This is a genomic window from Alteromonas macleodii, assembly GCF_903772925.1.
Taxonomy (GTDB): Bacteria; Pseudomonadota; Gammaproteobacteria; order Enterobacterales; family Alteromonadaceae; genus Alteromonas; species Alteromonas macleodii_A.
Map to the genome: position 1 here is coordinate 108,485 of NZ_LR812090.1, position 21,059 is coordinate 129,543.

The 21,059-nt window shown below is 44.0% G+C and carries 15 protein-coding genes; 7 read left to right on the forward strand and 8 right to left on the reverse strand.

Features of this window, described 5'->3' with window-relative positions; translation table 11 throughout:
- Nucleotides 1-64: 64 nt before the first annotated feature.
- The 6 genes from dndE to PCAR9_RS00525 all read right to left on the reverse strand — a co-directional run bounded on the left by dndE (nt 65) and on the right by PCAR9_RS00525 (nt 7,803).
- Nucleotides 65-415, reverse strand: a complete 351-nt coding sequence (dndE, locus tag PCAR9_RS00500; RefSeq protein ID WP_179981940.1) for a DNA sulfur modification protein DndE — start codon at nt 413-415, stop codon at nt 65-67.
- A complete protein-coding gene (dndD, locus tag PCAR9_RS00505; RefSeq protein ID WP_179981941.1) occupies nt 415-2,403 on the reverse strand; it encodes a DNA sulfur modification protein DndD in 1,989 nt (662 codons plus the stop codon). The genes dndE and dndD overlap by 1 nt, the downstream gene beginning before the upstream one ends.
- Nucleotides 2,400-4,025 carry a DNA phosphorothioation system sulfurtransferase DndC gene (locus PCAR9_RS00510; protein ID WP_179981942.1) on the reverse strand — a complete coding sequence of 542 codons (1,626 nt, stop codon included), beginning with the start codon at nt 4,023-4,025 and terminating at the stop codon, nt 2,400-2,402. Before PCAR9_RS00510 ends, dndD begins: the two co-directional genes overlap by 4 nt.
- Complete coding sequence (dndB, locus tag PCAR9_RS00515; protein ID WP_179981943.1) at nt 4,022-5,107, reverse strand: DNA sulfur modification protein DndB; 1,086 nt, start codon at nt 5,105-5,107, stop codon at nt 4,022-4,024. Before dndB ends, PCAR9_RS00510 begins: the two co-directional genes overlap by 4 nt.
- Before the next feature lie 147 nt (nt 5,108-5,254).
- Entirely contained in the window at nt 5,255-7,123 is a 1,869-nt protein-coding gene (locus PCAR9_RS00520) for a DNA phosphorothioation-associated putative methyltransferase (protein WP_179981944.1), read from the reverse strand.
- A complete protein-coding gene (locus tag PCAR9_RS00525; protein ID WP_179981945.1) occupies nt 7,123-7,803 on the reverse strand; it encodes a hypothetical protein in 681 nt (226 codons plus the stop codon). The genes PCAR9_RS00520 and PCAR9_RS00525 overlap by 1 nt, the downstream gene beginning before the upstream one ends.
- Before the next feature lie 150 nt (nt 7,804-7,953).
- On the opposite strand from PCAR9_RS00525, the gene PCAR9_RS00530 reads away from it, so the two are divergent.
- Complete coding sequence (locus tag PCAR9_RS00530) at nt 7,954-8,817, forward strand: hypothetical protein (protein WP_197964230.1); 864 nt, start codon at nt 7,954-7,956, stop codon at nt 8,815-8,817.
- 37 nt (nt 8,818-8,854) lie between these two features.
- Here the strand turns inward: PCAR9_RS00530 and PCAR9_RS00535 are convergent, their stop codons facing one another.
- Complete coding sequence (locus PCAR9_RS00535; protein WP_179981946.1) at nt 8,855-9,469, reverse strand: class I SAM-dependent methyltransferase; 615 nt, start codon at nt 9,467-9,469, stop codon at nt 8,855-8,857.
- A 182-nt stretch (nt 9,470-9,651) separates the two neighbouring features.
- On the opposite strand from PCAR9_RS00535, the gene PCAR9_RS00540 reads away from it, so the two are divergent.
- Both PCAR9_RS00540 and PCAR9_RS00545 read left to right on the forward strand, forming a co-directional pair.
- A complete protein-coding gene (locus PCAR9_RS00540) occupies nt 9,652-11,745 on the forward strand; it encodes a TonB-dependent siderophore receptor (protein ID WP_179981947.1) in 2,094 nt (697 codons plus the stop codon).
- 378 nt (nt 11,746-12,123) lie between these two features.
- A complete protein-coding gene (locus tag PCAR9_RS00545; protein WP_232091080.1) occupies nt 12,124-14,850 on the forward strand; it encodes a TonB-dependent receptor plug domain-containing protein in 2,727 nt (908 codons plus the stop codon).
- 83 nt (nt 14,851-14,933) lie between these two features.
- Here the strand turns inward: PCAR9_RS00545 and PCAR9_RS00550 are convergent, their stop codons facing one another.
- Nucleotides 14,934-16,154, reverse strand: coding sequence for an acyl-CoA dehydrogenase family protein (locus PCAR9_RS00550; protein ID WP_179981948.1), 1,221 nt, complete (start codon nt 16,152-16,154; stop codon nt 14,934-14,936).
- 228 nt (nt 16,155-16,382) lie between these two features.
- On the opposite strand from PCAR9_RS00550, the gene PCAR9_RS00555 reads away from it, so the two are divergent.
- From PCAR9_RS00555 to PCAR9_RS00570, 4 genes are all read left to right on the forward strand, one after another.
- Nucleotides 16,383-17,306 (forward strand): LysR family transcriptional regulator, encoded by a 924-nt coding sequence (locus PCAR9_RS00555; RefSeq protein WP_179981949.1) that lies wholly within the window; start codon nt 16,383-16,385, stop codon nt 17,304-17,306.
- Between the two features lie 200 nt (nt 17,307-17,506).
- Nucleotides 17,507-18,268: an MBL fold metallo-hydrolase gene (locus tag PCAR9_RS00560; RefSeq protein ID WP_179981950.1), complete on the forward strand. Its 762-nt coding sequence runs from the start codon at nt 17,507-17,509 to the stop codon at nt 18,266-18,268.
- A gap of 201 nt (nt 18,269-18,469) precedes the next feature.
- On the forward strand, nt 18,470-19,861 hold the full coding sequence (locus PCAR9_RS00565; protein ID WP_179981951.1) for a YcjX family protein: 1,392 nt from the start codon (nt 18,470-18,472) through the stop codon (nt 19,859-19,861).
- Nucleotides 19,858-21,039: a YcjF family protein gene (locus PCAR9_RS00570; RefSeq protein WP_179981952.1), complete on the forward strand. Its 1,182-nt coding sequence runs from the start codon at nt 19,858-19,860 to the stop codon at nt 21,037-21,039. The genes PCAR9_RS00565 and PCAR9_RS00570 overlap by 4 nt, the downstream gene beginning before the upstream one ends.
- Nucleotides 21,040-21,059: the final 20 nt, after the last annotated feature.

Here is a 21,059-nt window from a genome sequence, read left to right on the forward strand (position 1 = left end):
TTTATATATCAGAAGAAGAGCTTAGTAGGAATAAACCGCCAAGCTCTTTCTACGATAATGACTATCACAGGTAGCTGATAAAATTGGTTATAGATTTAATATTACGCAAAGAGCTACTGCCATGCTCAACATGTGCAGCCCAAGCTTGTTGAAGCTGCTTACCTTCTAAATTAGGGTAGGTATGCTTCAACAAAAGTTCCGTTATTTCTTGAGTTCGTCCTAACCAAGTAATCTTGTCCAATGTAAGGCTACCGTTAGTAGCGTATTCTGTCGCTGGGTTATATCGGAAATCAGACTCAATGGAACGGAAAAAGGCGATACGCGCAGATACGTTTGGGGTTACACCTGTGTAGCCTTTTAACTTTTTGAGTTGTTCTTCTACTGTACGTGATAATTGCATTCTATTAGGTAGCATTAGGCAATCTCCGCTTTTTTATTTTCCCAAAAGTAACCCTCGGTTACTGATGAACAGCGCGTGGCTTCGTCAAAATTAATTTCAAACGCATGAGACACTTCAGGCTGTAAAATAGAATAGAAGTCAGCGTCAACTTCTGTATCTGTAGACAAGAGAATGACTTGCTCGCCAGCTTCTGGGAAATAATGCTTAATTAACTTGTCACGGTGCTTGGAGTCGAGTCTGCCTAGTGGAGTATCTACAACAACAGGAAGTACTTTACCTGATAATTTGCCAAGGGCTTCTAGTATAGCGAAAGCAAAAATTTGCTTTTCGCCTGCAGAAAGCGACTTCCTATTAATTTCCATTCCGTCGAGGTCGATTAGTGCTACATCGAAAGTTTCTGGGTTTATCTTAGCTGTCAGCTTCAAATCTTCTTTTCTAGCAAGCTTTCGGTAGGCCAAAGCAAATAATTCTTCGAGTTGAGAAACTCTTAGCTGCGTTAGCTTCTGTGAAAATTCCTGCAACGATCCTTGTGTCGAATTCACTCTTGCAACAGCCTTTTGTAACGACTTTTCATTTTTTTGTTGGTTAAACAGCTTTTCTAGCCTCTTGGCTAGCTCTAATGCCTTGGCCATCGACGTTTGTGCTTTTTGAAGTACGCTCTTATAAATTTCTTTTTCTTTTGCCACTGCTTTGTCTAATTCTCGCAGGCGCTCATATAAACCAACCAGTTCTTTTTCATCTGGCGCTCTTTGAATTCTGAGCGTTAGCGAGTCTAAGTCTGATTCGGCTGCAGTTAACTCTGAAAGAGTGTTGCTCAGCCTAGCTTTTGATTCATTTGCTTCGTCGCGTAAGCTTTCAAGCTGGTGGAATTCCCTATCAGAGATATCTAGGCTTATAGCGCCTTCAGCACTACTACGGCCATCAGTTTCTACATAGGTTTTAAGTAGCTCATTAACTTGAACTTCATCTGCCGCTAGAGCCGATGACAATTTAGTTGCAAGCTTTTCTGTTTGTGCTAGAAACTGCTCGTTGAAAGATTGTTTAGCCTTAAGTTCTTTTTCATGTGCAAGTTGCTGGAACAGCCCGCCAATGGCGTTTGGCGCTAATGACAATGGAAACGCACCATCTAGTTCGTGGAGAACCTTGCCCTTTATAGTATCTATTTCACGCTCTAGAGACTTTTGTTTGCCTTTTTCTTCGTCCCTTGTGATAGCAAAAGCACCACCGCGTTCTTGAATGCTTTTTTCGATTTGACTCATTTCAAAGCGAAGGCTGGTGATTTTAGGGTAAAGCTCATTCGCTTGCTCTTTGTACGCGTCGGCTTCAGTTTTAAAGCTCGCCTTTTGTTTTTGAAGGTCCGCAATTTCCTTTTGGATAGAGGCTGAAGCTTTGCCTTCACTTTCTTTATTAAGGTATATAACTAAATCAATATTCAGCCTTTCTATAATATCCAACCCCAGCAGCTTTTGGACGGCCTCTTTAAGGTAAACACCGGTATCATCTTCAGCTAATTCAGCAATTTTCTCACCGTCAAAAAAGAACAAGTCCCCTATACCCGGAGGAATCATCTCGGAAATAATTGACTGAATTTGTTCTGAGGTTAAATTTGAATCTTCGTCTGCGTGTTCAAAACTTATCTTTTCTTTACCATCAACGCCCCAAGTACGAGTGATAGTAAATACGCCGTGTTTGCCTTGGTGAGTGTGAGTAAACTCCAGGCTAATTGATGCTTTTGCCGAGTTATCTTCTTTCTTCGCCTTATTATTTAGCTGCTGGGAAAGGTAGTCTGCATACTCTTTATTATTGGGAATAGAGCTAAGCGCGCGTCTTCCCAACAGAAGCAGGCGTATGGCAGTAAGAATAGATGTTTTACCTGCACCATTTAAACCGCCGAACAGAATAATCGGCTTAGATAGTAGGCCATCTTTTTTAGGCTGTAAATCAAGGGAGTGTTTGCCATTGAACACTCTAAAGTTCTGCATGATTAGCTTTTTAAAAATCATAACTGCATCTCCTTATTTAAAGATGCTGTAATAGCGGCCAACTCTGCTTCGTAGTCTTGTACCTCTTTAGACTGATTAATTTGATTTTGCCTACTGTCTTTATTCTGTTTAATAATTTCTTCGGCTGACTCCCAGTCTTGCTGAATAAGCCTTCCTATTTTTTTATAGATACCAGTGCGTCGAGAAAGCCCAGACATTGAAATTTCCAAATCTATTAGCTTTTTAAGTAGCTGAGGTGAAACACCGTATTCCGGTGCTATTTCAGTTATCAGCGCAGCATCTTCTCTACTAAACTGGTTGGTATCATCAACCGACCAATCAAGATCGTAACCAAAGACCTCGTTGAAAATAATAGGTAAATCATCGTCCCAATCAGGCTCATTAGGGTCGTTTAACCACTCATGACGCACCGCGTGTAACTCAGGCACAGTAATAAGCTCTACGTCTCTACCCGAATCTGCTAATTGCTTTTGAATATTTAAAAGTAGCTTTAAAGCGATTTTGCGATACTTCAGCTTATAAGGGCCTGTAGTGTAATCGTCGGTCAAGATTTTCTCGCCATCTTCACGAAGGGTTTTAAACGCTAACCGACCGTCTCTTCGAATGTGGCTGCGATATTTCTTTTTAAGCTTAGGAGAGGTGCTTCGTGACAATATATTCCTGTACTTTAGTAAAGGGAGCATCCATGTTTCACCGTTTTGCACTAGGCTTTCCATTGCTCTGTCTTTTGTGACAACGGTGCACGTCCAGCAGCCAAAGCGAGAATTACCACAAGAGGGTGTTGTCTCATCAATAACCATAGGGCATTCGCCTTGACCAGAAGAGTCTTTATAAAGGTTCCATAAAACAAGGTTTTTACCACCCCATGGTGTTTCCCACTCAAGGTCGTACTTGTCGAACCATTTATTCTTCATACCATAAGGCGTTTCTTGCTGCTCTAGGTGACAAAAACGAAGAATTTTCCACACATCATCTACCGCCCACATATCAATTGGTGTGTAAATGAAAGCATTTGATAGCGTAGTGTGCTTCGCTAAGTCTGAGCCATCAATTTTGTGTTTAGCAATAACTTGTGCACGTGAAGCGCTTTCTTGCGATCTAGAGCCAAGAACCACAATAACTTCGTCATACTGATTTACTTTGTCGGTAATAAAAGTACTCACAGGGTCGATCTTCATTCGCTCAGTGCACCAGCGGAAATTACGTGTAGGTGCAGGGTAGCCTTTACCGAGAAGATTCGACCAAAAAGTTTCATGCGTTTTAGGAACGACTTTATGCGAAGTGATGGGTAACTTATCGCGCGCTGCGCCTCGCTGAATTGCCTCAAGAGAGCGGTTTACATGGTTTACTACAATAGGTGTTTCAACCAATGTATCAGATGCAACGACAAACACGTGTTTGTGGCGTTCTTCAGGCTTTAAGCCCAATAGCGCTAGGTAAACAAGTACCATTACAGCAGAAGAGTCTTTACCCCCACTGTAGCCAATAACCCATGGCCTGGTGTCTTGTAAATAAACGCGCTGTACGTTGGCTACGTAGTCTTTTAGTGGCAGACCAGAAAACTCTTCCTGCTCGATGAACTCAATATATTCTTCGAGATCGAATTGCTTGGCTAATGTCATGAATCTAATAAATCTTTTTCTTTTTGAAGGTCATCTTGAGATAACTCAAGCCCTAATTGGCGTTTAATTTCTAGTGCTGTAAGAAATATGTTTGAACTAGCTTTAGATAGCTTGCCATGCATCATTGCGCGTTTAACCCATTCAGGGTTCGATTTTCGCCAGTTGACAGAGTTGAGCTTTTTCAATGTTGCCACTCTTTCTTTTTCAGCAAAGTCTAAGAGGTGGTTCCCAACAATCGCAATGGCTTGAAGAGCGATACCATGTGCTGTCAAATATTCCTGACGAAACTCACCGACAGCAAGCTTTTTATCCTGCACTAATTGCCATTCGGCCATATTATCATTAATGCAGTTCCAAAACTGCAAAGCGAACTTCTTTTCGTCTTCTGAAATATCATCCTTGGGGCCTTTTCCTAACAATGCTCTGGTTGCGTGTTTGATTGCACTAAGAGCGAAAATCTTATTACTCTTTACTGGAATGCTTCCTTTTTCCATCTCGGTAAAACCAATGAATGGCGTGGCGTTATTCGCAAGATATTTTGCTACACGCGCGCCAGGGTCTCTATCATCGTAAAGTGTTGAAAGCGATGAGGATGGGCGGATTGCATGCTGGTTTAGGTCCGCAAACATTTGTTGGCTTCTACTTAACCCTTCATCGATATAAAACACAATGGCGATATTGTCTTGGCCGAGCTCTGGCTTATGTTTGATGGCTTCTTCAATTGCAGCTCTACGATGTTGCCCATCATTTATTAGGATACTCGTATTCATAGAGACTTTTAGAGTACCAATATTTGGTGCGTTTTCTTGCTCTATAAATGAAACTTCGCTACCTACTGATGCAGTGAGTGCTGAAAAAACATAGTCATCTGGGTTATCAACCAAATATCTACTCATTTCTGGAATTCGAGTTTTATTCAATGTGCGCTGGGCGCGTAACTCTGGTGGTACTTCTTCTTCATCGTAAATGAAGATTTTCGGTATGATACGAAGAGGGCAAGTTGCAATATAAAATGGTCTTCCGGCTTGAACGCCACGAACTGCTGGAAAGGAATAGCAGAAGTCATTATCTAAAGTATTCAAAATTTACCCTCCTTGATGATTACGTAAAAATTTTACGTAATTTTATGTGAAAGTAAATAATTTATTTGTTTTTACGTAAAATTCAATTGTCTTTTTTAGAGTATACTTCTTTTTAGAGAGGGGGTGAGCTGGATTTTAGGATTGATTTTAACAGATGTAATCTGCTTTATTACTCAATACAGCGTCGGAATGCTCGTCGAGATAGTCAAAAAAGTCTACATCTTGTTCGGCCATTTTGATTTTAACTCTCTCTTTCAAAGTAGGGGAGTTACTTTCCTCAAAATTGTCATAACCGAGTAGAGTTAGTTTACCTGAATTTATATGGATTTTAATTAGCTGTATGTCCTCAAGTTCACCATAAAGTTGCAATGCTGAGCTTACATACACTCGTAATAGCGGGGAAAGTAAGTTTAAGTATTGCTTATGAAAAGTTAAAGAGTGTGGTTTATCGAACTCCTCTGCCAATACGCTTTTAGGTAAAGTTCTGTGGGCCTCTAAGCATTCGGCTTCTATCATTTCGACATCAGCTATTTGAAAGAGGAGTTCTTTAGCTAACGTTTGGGCATTCTTGTTAGTGTCGAAGAAGGCTTTTATGTCACGTTTTGTCTGCTCTGGCTGATATTTGTAGGGTTTTCTTTGACCAAAGTGGCCTACAGCGAAGTAAACTAGCAAGTCTTCCGTTCGCATTTGTTGTGAAATAGCGAAGTCATCATTGCCATAAAAGTTTAGGCACAGCCTAAACGCTTTTTTCATAGTGCCAACTAATTCTATTAACTCGTCAGCTTTACTAAACTCGTCTTTCGCAGGGGCCCGACCTAATAGTAAGCAAGTTTTCCAGTATTCTTCAAAAAGCTCGCTGTGTTTAGTAAATAAAAGCTGTGTATTGGCTGCTTTGATATCAACAGGTTTAGACTTCTGCTCCCAAGTTCGCGTTCGCTTATGACGGTTCTGAAGATAATCTTGTTCTAAATACTTATCTTTGAATACGAAATATATTCCTGGGGCTACTGCAATGGCTGACTCATCTAAGCTCAGCTCAATAAACATTTTTAGTTCACTTTGAGTGAAGTACTTTTGAAAGGTATTTCGGCTAGTGATAATGCCATCTTTATATGGCGTAAATTTAGCTAGGTAGCTTTCGTTTGCCAGCATAGCCGAGACAACAAGAAGCTTATCGGTAAGAGCCCAAGCGCCTTGGATAGCTTCCATACGCTCGTTTCTTTCTTCAATAACATTAATTACAAAGCCAATGTTAACCAAGTCAGCGTTTACTTTATCTGCGTCTGGCAGAAAATTCGGGTCCCATCCAAGGGCATCTAGCCCGTGCGCTTCAAGTTCTCGAAGATCATCACCTCTGCCGCACCCATAATCAAAAATTGAGTACTGACCTTCTAAAAAACCGTGCTTTGCTAACACTTTCATTGGCGCGGAGAGCTCGTAACGCACTATTGCAGTTTTATCGCGCTCTATTTTTTTCTTATCGTTATCTAGCAATAGTGCGGAGTTGCGAAATAAGCGCCCGTCAACAAGTTCGTAGCCATGCTTATTTATCAGTGCTTCCCAAGATGCTTTAAACCCAATATGGCGAGAATTTTCATAAAGGCCAGCTTGCTCACCTTCTTCGGTAATCTGCTTAAACTCTTCATACTGTGGATAATCTGGTAATACCATGGTTTCTTTGCGGTGAAGAATAGGGGGATTATCGTAATTAGCGTAGTCCGTTACTTTGTGCGTTAACTTTTGAAGGTCTACCGTTACACTTTGCTTTAATGCCGGGTAGGACTCCTCTTCGAAGGTAGGATAGTGCAGAAGGCTTAATGAAAACTGTTTTCTAGATAACTTTATTAAATTCCACTGTTCCCTTGGAATTTTAAGCGCCTTGCCTATAGCCAGAATGACGTTTCGTAGTTTATCGGGTAGCTGTGGCAATGTGCTCTCATGAATATAAATGGCGTCGGGAAGCTTCTTCCCAATTTTCAATTCACTAACTAGTGTTTTAAATAAAGCTGCGTCCACTACAAATCCTCTGCCAGTATTACCGCTTGATCACCAAATGCCTTTCTACCTGGGTAACGTCTACCATTTACGCTCTCACACATAATCTGTAAATGTTTAAGCGGTTCAGTTAAATGAATACTGACATGAAATGGCCTATTATTACCATAATAGTAAATACGATCGTAATTTAGCCTTTGCGTGATGAAACGTACGATATCGGAAGTTGCTACACCTTCTACAAAAAAATCACACGCAGCACCACCTCTACTACATATTTGCTTACCCATACTATTAGTTTCGTGAGATGAATGCTGGTCAAGTGTTGGCGCAGTGCCGCTTGATGATGCTTTCTGAATAAATTTTTTCAGAGGGAAGGAAGTGAAGCCGTAAGTGATTATGGGTTTTCCCAAGGTACGGTTGACAGGTAGAAGTATTTCACTGACTAATTCTTCTAGTGCGAGTATCGAGCTATCAGCAATAGGTTCATTAGATTGTGAAAAGTCGTGCCTGCTTTTGTACCAGTTTAATAAGCTTTGACCTAGCGGGTGGGCAAGTACTGAATGTCCAACAGGTAAAGAGTAGAAGAATGCTCGACCGCGTTTCTCATAGGCAATGCCACCTCGTTCGCGTAAGTGCATTAGCTCGCAGTCGCTGATGTTCAATGCTTGTGCAGTTTCTTGGCTATTCAATTTGTGCATACGATCCATCATATTTCATTTTAAGGCTCTTGGGTATATGACAAAAATAACAAAAATCCTAAACATTATTTTTATTTTCACCTTAAGGTTGACTTTGTTTTATTTTGAATTAACCTGTCCGTGATTTTTAAAATAACATTGGGGTTTGAAATGGAAAAGCATCAAAATTTAAACGAGCAAGCTTTCACGATGGTTGCAAAGTCATTATTAACTTACTTCACCTATTGCCTAAATGAATACTCTGGATACGAAACTCCACGTATTGACTATGAAACTGTTGGAAATGAACAATTTCTTGATATGTTAGAGCGGTTGTTTCGATGTGGGATTAATGGGCAGGTTATTGAGGGGGATCTTGCCCCCAATGACTTAGATGACATTGAGAAGTTTGCGAAGCTAGAGAGTGTCATAGATGTTCTTACACAAAACGGCATTTGCGCCACTCTATTTCATGCCTTGTCAGGGCGGCTAAAATTATGCCTACACGAAGGAATTCCAATCGAAGATATTTACGATACAAAGTTTTATATCAGCCATGAAAATGCGCTTTCTGTTAGAGAACTAGTTGCTCTTTCGAATACTAGTGAAGGCGCTGTACGAAATGAGCTGTCGAAGATGCCAGCCAGTGCTTTTAGTAAAGAAGCTACAGGTAAGCAATTATTGAAAATTGAAGAAGCAGCTGAATGGCTGAAGTCGCGCAAAGAATATAAGCCAACTAAAAATTTGTCAGGGATGACAGGGTTAGAAAAAGAGTATGTTAATGTTCCGGTTGCCTCAGACGGCACTTATTTTTCTTATGCTTGTGCCTATAAAAGAGGCGGTTATACCGTTGGTGAAAAAGGTGATGAAATTAAAGTTGAGTCTTTTGATGAGGCCTTGGACTACTTAATAAACATGCCTCACGCAAAATGGCGTAGGCCTAATTCTGCTGGAAATTATGGTATTGTCAGCGCTGTTGAATGGCGACGGATTCCAAGAAGTGAGTTGAATAAAGAGCTATTCGAAATGCTTTAGGCTTAACTAAATGCTGTGGCACCATATCGGTGCCACACTATCCCTTCACCACTTCAACAGTAACCCACTTCACATCATCTCGCTTCAACCCATCCTGACTAGGAACTGGATTTAAATTGCGTGTAGTTAGGCCGGTGCTCTGTGCTAACGTCGCTAATTCCTCATAGCTAACAGGGTGCATGGGCCTTGCTTCATCGTTGGGGCCGAACCGAAGGCTGATATACATGGTTCCATTTTCTGAAAGCAATTCTGCTAACTTTTTTAACGCGGGTGGCCTTTCATCTTTAGGCAAGTGCATCCATACCGCTGAAAGCAGTATTAGGTCGTATGTTTTTGGCGCTTGGGGTAGGGCAGTCAGCGCGGGTAAGCTGGCGTTACACCATGTAACACTGTTATGTGAATTGGCCTGTGCTAAGTTTCTTAGCTCATCGGCAGGTTCTGCAGCTACTACTTTCCATCCTTGTTTGGCTAACCAGTTGGCGTCTCTGCCACTACCAGCACCTACGTCTAGCGCAGTACCTTTATTGGCGTTTTGTAAGAATGCTTTCCAATCGCTGTGCACACTTTCGGCCTCTACCGAATTGTATAAATCGTAGTAGTGCTGCGCTTTTTCGCTGTAATGCGTAATGGTGTTTTTTGTACTGCTGGTCAAAACGTCGATGCCTCCCTGATCTGAAGTACAGATTATCGCATTAGGCTTTGCGCAGCCAGCGTTACAGCATTTCTCCAATGATTGTTGCGTAAATAATAACAATTATCATTTAAATTAAGTTTAAGCTGTTTTATACTTCTGCCCGAAAAACCAACCCTTCAAAACCAATAACAGAGAAAACCATGAAATTAAGCAGTTTATTTGCACTAACGCCTATCGCGTTTGCATTGTCGGTAAATGCGCAAACTACGCAAAGCGATACGGTAGAAGTTAAAGAAGCAGACGTTGAAAAAATTCGTATTGTTGGCGTTCGTCAAAACCGCGTTAGCCGCGGTGCAACGGGCTTAACCATGGAAATTAGCGAAACGCCGCAGTCTATTAGCATTCTTTCTGAAGACCTAATGCAGTCGTTTGGTGCGTTTAATATTAATGATGCGCTAAAGCTAGCACCGGGTATTAATGTAGAAGAGTGGGAAACTAACCGTACCAACTACACAGCCCGTGGTTTTGAAATTAAAAACACTCAAATTGACGGTGTGGGCTTGCCGAACGACTGGGGCATTGTTACCGGCTCTGTTGAAGCTTACGGTTATGAAGAAATTGAAGTTATTCGTGGTGCCAATGGTCTTTTAACCGGTGTGGGTAATGCGTCGGGCACCATTAACTATGTACGCAAGCGCCCAACTAATGAAGAGGGCGGTGAAATTGGTGCAAGCATTGGCTCGTACAACTTTAAGCGCGTACAGGGCGACTATTCAATGCTGCTTACTGAAGACGGCAGCTGGGCTGCTCGCGTAGTAGCAAGCGTTGAAGATAAAGAGTCGCACCTTGATGGCCTAGAGAACGATCGCAGCTTTGTTTACGGTGTTATCGACGGCCAGTTAACCGATAACGCTACCGTTACCTTTGGGTTGTCTTACCAAGATGCTAATACCGACGGCAACACCTGGGGCGGCCTAGTATTTAATTATACCGATGGCACCCAAGCCGAGTGGGACATTAGTGATACCACAGCACAAGAGTGGTCGAAATGGGATACTGAAACTACCAACGCGTTTGTAGAGCTAGATTACGTATTCGACAACGATTGGCAGCTTCTGCTTAGCTATAACTACCGCGACTTTGAAGATCAAAGCAAACTGTTTTACGCCTACGGCGCAATTGATAAAGACACAGGCTTAGGTCTTGTTGGCTGGCCGGGTCGTTACGACTCTGAGCGCGATTCTCATCTTGTAGAAGGCCGTGCATTTGGTGATTTCGAGCTGTTTGGCCGCAATCACGAAGTGAACTTTGGTGTAAGTCACGCTACCAGCGACGATGTGTCTTATGTTCACGCATTTGATTACGCTGCTACTCCTGCCTATGGCCCAACGCCTGCGTTCCCTTATGCGTTAGATGCTATTGCCGAACCTGATTGGCTAGCTGCTGCCGAGTACTCAAACATTGAGCAAAACCTAACGCGCTATTTTGGTTCTGCGCGTTTCAGCGTTACCGATGAAATGCATGTTATTGCTGGTTTCAATGCTATTGATTTTGAGCGTACAGGGCAAAACGCAGGCGCGGTTATTGATAACTCAGAAAGCGAAGCCAGCCCCTACGTTGGTGCTACTTACGCGGTAACAGAAGACGTGAACGCGTATGTAAGTTATTCAGATGTGTACCAGCCGCAAGAGCAGTACGACATTAACGGCCAGTACCTAGACCCAACTAAAGGTCAAAACTTTGAGGCAGGCGTTAAAGCGCAGTGGTTCGACGACCGTTTATTAACAACGTTCGCTTACTTTACCGCAGAGCAAGACAACCTAGCCGCCTACGCTGGCACTAACCCAGAAACCCTGCAGTTTTACTATAAAGGTGTGTCGGTAGAGTCTGATGGTTTTGAAATTGAAGTGGCCGGCCAAGTAACCGATGCTCTGCGTGTTAATGCGTCTTATACCGCTATCGACGTAGAAGACGAGCAAGGTAACGATGCTAACCTATGGGCACCACGTGATGTTGTTACTTTCCAGCTAGCGTATACAGTACCGCAAGCACCAGAGGTAGAAATAGGCTTTGGCGGTCGCTGGCAGTCTGAAATAAGCAATGTTGATTATAACGTTGAACAAGGTGCGTACTTCTTGGGTAATGTGTATGCATCACAAGCGTTTACTGAAAACCTAACCGTTCGCATGAACATCAACAATATCTTTGATAAGAAATACATTAACAGCCTTCATACCGTGGGTTACTACGGCGCAGGCATTAACGCGCAGCTAAGTGCTTCGTATAGCTTTTAATTAAAGCGCTATTAATTGGCAAAGGTAGCTAATCGTTTACGGTTAGCTACCGCTTGTCTAATAACTCCCCTAATTACAAAACCTTAAGAATCATTAATCCTTCTACGTTCAGCGAGTTCTACCGTTAAATACGGTGTTAACCCCATTCTTCTAAAATATTCAATAGCAGCATTATCCTAAAGGCTAATATAAATCACGCCTTATGAGTGATAATTATCTCTTTCAATAAGCTTTTTTAGTTGTTCTGTTCTAATTATACGATGTTTATTAGATTGGCTGTCACACATTTTTACTGCAGCCACTTATAAGTATTGCTCACGCCAATAATAAAAATATTAAAACCATATAAAAAACAACAAGTCTTGAAGGAGATACACAGTGGATCAAGGTAACTTCCCTAAGGGGAAAAAACTTAATCGAATAACCTCAGCCATTATTGCTAGTTCATTACCGTTTTTTGCGGCGATGTCAGCGCCTACGTTTGCGCAAGATGCAGAAGAAAAAGCAGAAGACTTTGAAAATATCATTGTAACCGGTACGCGTATGAGCAATCGCTCTGCGGCTGACTCTCCGGTACCTGTAGACGTAATTACTGGTGATGAATTCCGTCAAAACTCTTCAAGCGACGTGCAAGACATGCTGCGTACTAACGTACCGTCGTTCGATGTAAACACCCAGCCAATTAGTGATGCGGCTACCATTGTGCGCCCGGCTAACATGCGCGGTCTATCACCTGATAACGTGTTGGTGTTGGTAAACGGTAAGCGTCGTCACCGCGGCTCTATCATTTCTTTCTTAGGTGGTGGTATTTCTGACGGCGCACAGGGTGTTGATATTTCAGCCATTCCTTCGCTAGCGCTAAAACAAGTAGAAGTACTTCGTGACGGTGCATCGTCGCAGTATGGTTCAGACGCTATCGCAGGGGTACTTAACTTCTTACTTCGCGATGATGATGAAGGTTTTGAGTTCCGCGCTAACTATGGCTCTACCTATGAAGGCGATGGCGACAACTACACTATTTCAGCTAACGCTGGTTTCTCGTTAGGTGCAGACGGCTTTGTGAACATCACAGGTGAAATTCGAGACGTTGAAGGTACCGTACGCTCAGTTGTGCGCGACGACGTTCAAGGTATGGTTGATGCGGGTTACTTAAGCCAGTCAGACTTTTCTACTATCAATACCTATACCAATGAAGTGCCACAGTATTGGGGCCAGCCAGACGTAGAAGACGACTATAAAGTTTTTATTAACTCAGCGTACGAGCTAAACGACAAAGCTGAGCTTTACCTATTTGGTAACTACGGTAAACGTACAGTTACCGGTGGCTTCTTCTACCGTAACCCGGTAACGGAAGGTAGCCAGCGCGGCGGTGTATACGCAGGTCCATTGGTTGACCCACTAACAGGTTTAGCCGACCCAGACGGCGTACACTCTGTGCTTGTAGGCGACCTTGATGGTGTTGGCGTAGGTGGAAGCTGTATTGACGGTATTCCAATTGGCGGTGAAGGCAATGTATTCCCAGATCCAACTTTCCTAGCGCAAGTACAGGCTGACGATAACTGTTTCTCGTTCATTGAAACCATCCCAACAGGTTTTGTACCTCGCTTTGGTGGCGACAACGAAGACATGGCGTTTACTGTAGGTGTGCGTGGTGACTTAGAAATTGGTAACGGTTTAGGCTATGACTTCAGTGCCCAGCGCGGATCTAACCGTACTGACTTCTTCATTAAAAACACCATCAACGCTTCATTAGGGCCTGATACACCACGTGACTTTACGCCTGGTGGCCAAGAGCAAACCGAAACCCTAGTTAACCTTAACTTTGTGTACGGTGTAGATGTTGGCTTAGCGTCTGACTTAAACGTTGCGTTTGGTGCAGAATACCGTAAAGAAGAGTTTGACTTATTTGCCGGTGATGAAGCGTCTTACGCCCTAGGCCCACTAGCTAGCCAAGGGTTCTCGTCTAGCTCTAACGGTTTTGGTGGCTTCCCTCGTGATACTAGCGCGTCGCAAGACAGTACTGCGGTTTATATTGACCTAGAAGCTGACGTAACCGAGCAACTAACCTTGCAAGCAGCGGTACGCCGCGAAGACTTCAGTGAGTTTGGCGATACTACCGACTTTAAACTAGCGGGTATTTTCCACGTAACTGACGACTTCCGTTTACGCGGTGCGTACTCAACTGGTTTCCACGCGCCAACAGCGGGGCAGGCAAGCATTACTAACGTTACCACGCAAAACGTAAACGGCGTGCTAATTGACCAAGGTACATTGCCATTGTCATCGGCGGCAGGTCAGCTAGCAGCTGACTTTATTGAAAGCCAAGGTAATGGTCGCCCAGACTTAGGGCCAGAAGAAGCGGTTAACTTCTCGTTTGGTGCATCAATTGATGTGGCAGACATGAGCTGGACCATCGATTTCTACAACATCGAAATGGAAAACCGTGTTGCACTAGGTGCCAACGTTAACTTCCTAGATGCGCTTAACTTTGCTGGTGGCGGTACAGACTACGCAACCGTATCTGAAGCGCTTACCGAGCTTGATGCGTCGGGCATTATCGACCGTTCAGACTTTATCGGTCTAGACGACCTATCACAGTTCCGCTTCTTCTCGAACAGCTTCGACACCACTACACGCGGTATCGACATTGTAGGTAACTACAGCTTCGATTTATGGGAAGGTAATTCACGTATTACGCTAGCGGCGAACTACAACGAAACTGAAGTGGACGATGTAGGTACGCTTAACCCAATTGGCGAAGGCCGTGTTGCTGCAATTGAAGACTTACTGCCAAACCTTCGCGGTAATATTTCATGGACACACACGCAAGGCGCACTTCGCACTCTAGTACGCGCTAACTACTACGGTGGTTGGGACGATACAGGTAATGGTGTAGATGGTATTGATGCAGCTATCTTGATAGACGTAGAAGCCAAGTACTCTTATAGCGAAAACCTTGATCTTGTTATTGGTGTGAACAACCTATTCGACGAATACCCAGAAGAAAATCCAAGTGCAGGAAGCCTAGGTCAGCTTTACTCTGAGTCTAGCCCGTTTGGATTCAACGGTGGTATGTGGTACGTGCAGGCACGTTATACTTACTAAGCCGATAGCAAACTACTAGTAAGCTAAACAAAACAAAATGCCGCTTCTTATAACAAGAAGCGGCATTTTTTTATGGCTTTCTATTACTGGTACTTTTTAAGCTCTAAGCGAGACACCATGCCTTTATGCACTTCGTCAGGGCCGTCAGCTAGGCGAAGGGCTCTTGCGCCAGCTGCAAAACGGGCTAATGGGAAGTCGCTACACATACCTGCGCCACCGTGAATTTGTAATGCCATATCCACCACGCTTTGTAGCATGTTTGGCACTACTACTTTGATGGCTGAGATCTCTGTCATAGCGTGCTTAACGCCAAGGTTATCTATCTTCCACGCCGCGTGAAGGGTAAGCAAACGCGCTTGCTCTATTGTCATGCGAGCATCAGCAACACGCTCTAGGTTACCTCCTAAACGAATGATAGGCTTACCAAAAGCTACGCGCTCGTGGCCGCGTTTAAGCGCAAGCTCTAGTGCTTTTTCCGCCATGCCGATAGCGCGCATGCAGTGGTGAATACGGCCAGGGCCTAAGCGACCTTGTGCTATTGCAAACCCTTTGCCTAAACCCATTACAATGTTGTTTTTACTTACGCGCACATTATCAAAGTGCATTTCGCCGTGGCCGTATGGCGCATCGTAATCGCCGTAAGCATCTAGCATGCGCTTTATGGTAATTCCGGGCGTGTCTAGCGGCACTATTACCATACTGTGGCGGCTGTGCTTGCCGTTGTCGGGGTTCGATAAACCCATGAATATTGTGAAAGCTGCGTTAGGATGCCCTAAGCCTGTCGACCACCACTTCTTGCCGTTAATAACTACGTCGTCACCATCTTCAATGATGGTTGCCGCCATATTGGTGGCATCAGACGATGCAACGTCAGGTTCAGTCATGCCAAACACTGAACGAATCTCGCCAGCCAGTAAGGGTTTTAGCCACTGTTCTTTTTGTGCATCGTTGCCGAAGTGATAAAGCACTTCCATGTTACCGGTGTCTGGCGCATTACAGTTGAATATTTCAGGGGCAAACAAGTATTTACCCATGCGCTCAGCCATTGGCGCATATTCTAGCGTGGTAAGGCCTTGGCCTAGCTCTGCATCGGGCAGAAACAAATTCGCTAAGCCCGCTTCGCGTGCTTTAGCTTTAAGTGCTTCAGTGCCAGGGTGCAGCTTCCAGCTTTTCCAGTCGCCATGGTTATTCTCTTTATGGTGAAAGTCGTAAACTTCATTCTCGATTGGCGCTATGTGCTCAGCAATAAAGTTATCCAGCTTTTCTAACAAGGCTTTTGTTTTATCGTTATGTGAAAAATCCATAGGGCACCTCTTTATATTTTTATGCACTTACTATTTGCGCATTGAGTATTGCGTATTGTGATTTGCACCGCGCATTTAACGTCGCTTAAAAACAGCAAGCCTAAATGCTTAGGCTTGGATTGCCGTCGTGCAAAAACTATTCGATGCGTCCATAGTAGTTAAACTTGCTAGGTGAATGAAATGAAATATAATCCTTAAATGGTGTGAATTTTATTCATGGTGGCGTAGGTGGTAGAAAATAGGCAATTTGAAAAGCTAGATTTGAACTTACTAAAGGTTTTCGAAGCACTCTGGCAGCATAGAAATATGACCCGCGTCGCTGAAACGCTGCACATTACGCCGTCGGCAGTCAGTCATGCCATGCGCCGGTTTCGAGATATTTTAGGCGACCCGCTTTTTGTAAAAGAAAAGCAAAGCATGTTGCCTACCGCTGCCTGTGAAAGACTAGCGCCCGCTATTCTAAAAGCCTTGGGCGATATTCGAAAGGCGTTAGGGGAGTTTGCCGATTTCGACCCGCTACACAGCCATCAACGTTTTGTTGTTGCCATGCAGGAGTCGTTAGAGTTAGGTGTGTTGCCTATACTGCTTTCAACCTTAGAAAAACAAGCGCCTAATATCGAAATAGTAAGCACTCGCTTACATCGCGATACCATGTTGGCAGACCTCTCAAATCGAAACCTCCATTTAGTTATTGATATTGGTCGTGCGGTTGCCGCGCCTATTTCACACTCGTTATTGCGTCGCGATACCTACAAAGTGCTGATGAATAAGCAAAACCCATTGGCACAAAGTTTAGATAAGAAAAAGTATGTGGCGGCCCGCCACATTACCGTATCTAATCGTGCTAAAGGGGCGTCAGTGGAAGAGATTGCCCTGCAACAATTGGGCGTAAGTCGGCCCTCGCTGTGGCGCTGCCAAAACTATCGTGCGGCTGCCGATGTAGTGGCTAACACCAATGCCCTGTTAACCTTGCCTGGTTCGGTGGCCGATGCGGTGAGCGACGATAACCTTATTAGCACCAAACTCCCTTATCAAATACCCGCATTGGAAACACACCTTTACTGGCATAGCCAACAAGAAGGCGAGCCAGGGTTGATGTGGCTGCGGGATTTGATGCTACACTTGTTTGCTGAATCTGGTCATACCAGATAGGTTTTGGTAGGATTCGTTCCAAGCAACACTAATGAAATGCGTGTATTAACATAAGGTTTTGCGTAGCAATGGCTGGCAACTTTCACAGTAAAAAGCGCCCCGATATATGGGTAATACATGGGTAAGTAGAGATAAGTGCTTAGGCTTATTGGGAAGTACTTTTAGCAAGCGTTGCAGGTTCGGGTGAAAAGGAAGCGGTAATGAAAATTCACACATTAGCAGGCTATATTCAGCATATTTATCTGGTTGAAGACAGCAAGGGTATACTATTGCTAGATGGCTGTAGCCGAGCCGATGTAGACAAGGTGTGTCAGTACATCACGCAAACGTTAGGTCGCCCCTTAGCAGACCTAAAGCTTATTGTTGTTACTCACATGCACCCCGATCACGCCGGTGGCGCCATTAAATTGCGAAAGCGCACAGGCGCGCAGGTAGCATCACACCCCAAAGCTATTAAGTGGTATGCGGGCTTCGCCGGACGTACCGCTCACGCTATTGATTTGCTGCTAACCTGGTGGGTGGCAAACCGTATTGGCAAGCCTAGGATGCCTATTTGGTATAACCCAATATTAGCGCCAGATATCACACTTACCGACAATCAGCGGTTGCCGGGTTTTCCCGATTGGCAGGTAATGTACACGCCGGGTCATACCGATCACGACTTAACACTTCAGCACATTCCTACTCAGCAGGCTTATATTGCCGATGTGTTAGTACAAGTTAAAGGCGAACTAGTACCACCGTATCCGCTATGCCATCCTAATCAATATCGTGAAAGCTTAAAAAAGCTGGCGCAGTCACAAATTGATACATTCTTTTGTGCACATGTACCGCCAACTAAAAAGTCAGATATTGATTTTGAGCATGTTATCGAGAATGCACCTCGCAAACCTAAGAATCACTGGCACTCCAGCAAAAACCGTATAAAGAAAAAGCTCTTCAATCAAACGCGCGAGCATTAACTTGCAGGCTAAGGGTAACCTGGCTTTTCCTGCTAAGCGGCGTGTTTAAATGGCACTGCCCTTGCTTTTACAGGTACAAAACCTCATTACTCTTATATCGCGAACTTTATAGCAAGGTAAGTGCAGCCCCTCTCGGCACGTTATGTTTGTTGAGATAGGCTCAAAGGTATAGGAGCTGCAAAGGCAGAATATAAAACAATAATGCAGAAAAATATCGCTACGCTTTTTGACAAAACTCGGGAAATAGCGTCGCTAACCGGCGACAAACTAAGTAGTGCGTTTAACAAAGAAACGCACCGATTTACTATTACTGGGCTTAGTCGAAGCGGTAAGTCCATGCTATTTACCAGCCTTATCACTATGCTGAAAAGCCGTAGTGAAGAGGGTTATGCTTGCTTACCTTTGCTGCGATATTTGCCGCCTTCTCACGTGCTTGATATGCGCATTGATCCCATTGAAGGCTATAAACCCTTCCCGCATCTAGAGAATATTGCTGATCTGGAAAACGGCCAGTGGCCTAAAGCTACTGAAGAAGCATTTGGCTTTAAGTTAGTGGTTCGTTTAAAAGAAACCGCTTCACTTAAGCGTCATGTTTTGCCCCATACCGAAGTGGTGTTTGAATTCATTGACTACCCTGGCGAGTGGGTTACTGACATTCCCATGTTAAGTAAAACCTATGCCCATTGGTCAGACTCTGCGTGGGCGCAGCTTAGCAGCGGGCCGCAACAGTACTTTGCAAGCCAGTGGAAAGCCTTTGTTAATCAGTTCGACTTTGAACAAGAGCCCACAGAACAGCGCATTCAACTGCTTGTTAACGCCTACCGTGATTATTTGGTTGAAGCTAAAGCTAACGGTATATCTTTGCTACAGCCGGGCAGCTTTTTATTGGAATCGAGCGACTTTGATTGGCAGGCTTTTGGCTTTACGCCGCTGCCCTCTAGTATTACCAGCGATGTGTCGCACCCGTGGTTTAAAACATTTGATAAGCATTTTTCGAAGTTTCAAAGTGCTTGGCTAACGCCGTTAAAACAGTCCATTTTTAAAGAAACCGATAAACAAATAATTCTGGTGGACTTGTTTGAAGGGCTAAACCATAGCAGGCAGCATTTGTATCAGTTAAAGGAAACCTTAAGCCATTTAGCCGATACCTTTGTGTACGGGCAAAGTACGTGGTTTTCACGTAATATTTTGAAAAAAGAGCAAATAGGTAAAGTGGCATTTGTGGCCACGAAGTCTGACTTAGTACCGGTAAGTCAGCGCGGTAATTTACTTAATTTGCTTACCCAAATTACCGAAGGGGCCAGAGCCCGGTTCGATGGAAAACCTATCCAGTTCGAGCACTTTTTAGTGTCTAGCATGCAAGTCACTGACGACGGCAGCAATGAAGACGCTATTCGCTATAAAGACACTGATGGTCACTATGTAGAATCTACGTTTGAAGCCATACCCAGCACACTAAAAGATATGGAAGAGGGGAGCCACTTCCCAGTACCTAATGTAAGTGTGCCCAGCGATTTTAAAGCACGTATTTTAGCGGGTAAGGGTGTAGACAGATTGCTTCAGTTTTTACTGGGCAAAGGAGAGAAACAATGAGTGATAGACCTTATAAATTTGACGAAACCCCTGAGCCGCCTAGCTCGTCCGATCTTAGCAATTCGCCCAGTTCGTCCATTTCTAGAAGCGAAAGAAGCGAAGCGCTTTATGGCGCGAACAGCGATCAGCAAGATGAAGCAAACACTCAATTTCAAACCGCGTCTCAGGGCGAGCAAAATAGTAGTGAAGTGAACAAGCCTCAGTACAAAACTAAAGTTAAAACACAAACGTTAGATATCGCGCAGCCTGAAACCAAGCTTCCGCAGCAAGTTGGTGAAGATGTATGGGAAGTTGAAGCTAAGAAAGACGGTTTTTCGTTAGGTGCTGCAACTCTAGGGTTTGGTGTAGTGTCGTTAATTGGCTTTTTTGTTTTTGAAGCCTATACAACTCTTGCCGCGAACATGTCTGAGCATCCCATTGGAACAGGCGTTGTGGGTGCGCTGCTGGTGGGCTTTGTTAGCTGCTTTAGCTTTTTAAGCTTTAAAGAGTGGCGAGGCTACAAGCAAGTAAACACAGCGATGGAAGACGCCAGTGTTATCCGTGATTTACTGGCTTATAAAGGTGAGCCTTCAGCGGGAAAAAAACCTTCAGCGGGTAAAAAGCCTTTAGCGGATCAACAGCCCTCAGCGGGCCAACAGTCTTCAGTGGATACACCATCCTCGCCACAAGAAATAGACCGTGTATTGACCCAGCACGGCAAACGCTTTTCCCGCGGTTCTTACGCAGCCCATTGTTTCGAACGCTATCAGCAGCAGCTTCAAGAAGACATGACGGGGCCAGAACGCCTTGGGCTGTACGAAGATACGGTTTTGAAACCGGTGCAGGAAAAAGCGCATAAGGTGCTAAATAAAGAGTCGGTAACGGCAGGAAGCTTGGCATTTATAAGCCCAAACAACCTAATTCAAACTTTTGCAGTCGTGTGGATTAGCTTTCGTACCATTCGCCGTATGGCCCGTGTATATGGGCTAAGGCCAAGCACAGTGGGGAATTGGAAGCTGCTAAAAGTGCTGGCACAAAATATTGCTGCGCAGGGCGTATTCGACCTAGCCACCGACGAAGTAGCCAACCAGATTGGCGGCAGTTTGTCGGCCAAGTTTATGGAAAACTCGGCTGAAGCCATTGCGGCAGGGGCGCTTAACGCCCGTTTAGGACGAGCGTTAATCAAGCTACTTAAATAGCGGTTATAGCCACGCTGCCT

What these genes read in the sequence shown, in the direction of transcription:
- PCAR9_RS00550 (WP_179981948.1), bottom strand. Translation starts at nt 16,154, where the DNA reads ATGGATTTTTCACATAACGATAAAACAAAAGCCTTGTTAGAAAAGCTG.
- PCAR9_RS00510 (WP_179981942.1), bottom strand. Translation starts at nt 4,025, where the DNA reads ATGACATTAGCCAAGCAATTCGATCTCGAAGAATATATTGAGTTCATC.
- PCAR9_RS00525 (WP_179981945.1), bottom strand. Translation starts at nt 7,803, where the DNA reads ATGCACAAATTGAATAGCCAAGAAACTGCACAAGCATTGAACATCAGC.
- dndE (WP_179981940.1), bottom strand. Translation starts at nt 415, where the DNA reads ATGCTACCTAATAGAATGCAATTATCACGTACAGTAGAAGAACAACTC.
- PCAR9_RS00570 (WP_179981952.1), top strand. Translation starts at nt 19,858, where the DNA reads ATGAGTGATAGACCTTATAAATTTGACGAAACCCCTGAGCCGCCTAGC.
- PCAR9_RS00540 (WP_179981947.1), top strand. Translation starts at nt 9,652, where the DNA reads ATGAAATTAAGCAGTTTATTTGCACTAACGCCTATCGCGTTTGCATTG.
- PCAR9_RS00560 (WP_179981950.1), top strand. Translation starts at nt 17,507, where the DNA reads ATGAAAATTCACACATTAGCAGGCTATATTCAGCATATTTATCTGGTT.
- dndD (WP_179981941.1), bottom strand. Translation starts at nt 2,403, where the DNA reads ATGATTTTTAAAAAGCTAATCATGCAGAACTTTAGAGTGTTCAATGGC.
- PCAR9_RS00530 (WP_197964230.1), top strand. Translation starts at nt 7,954, where the DNA reads ATGGAAAAGCATCAAAATTTAAACGAGCAAGCTTTCACGATGGTTGCA.
- PCAR9_RS00565 (WP_179981951.1), top strand. Translation starts at nt 18,470, where the DNA reads ATGCAGAAAAATATCGCTACGCTTTTTGACAAAACTCGGGAAATAGCG.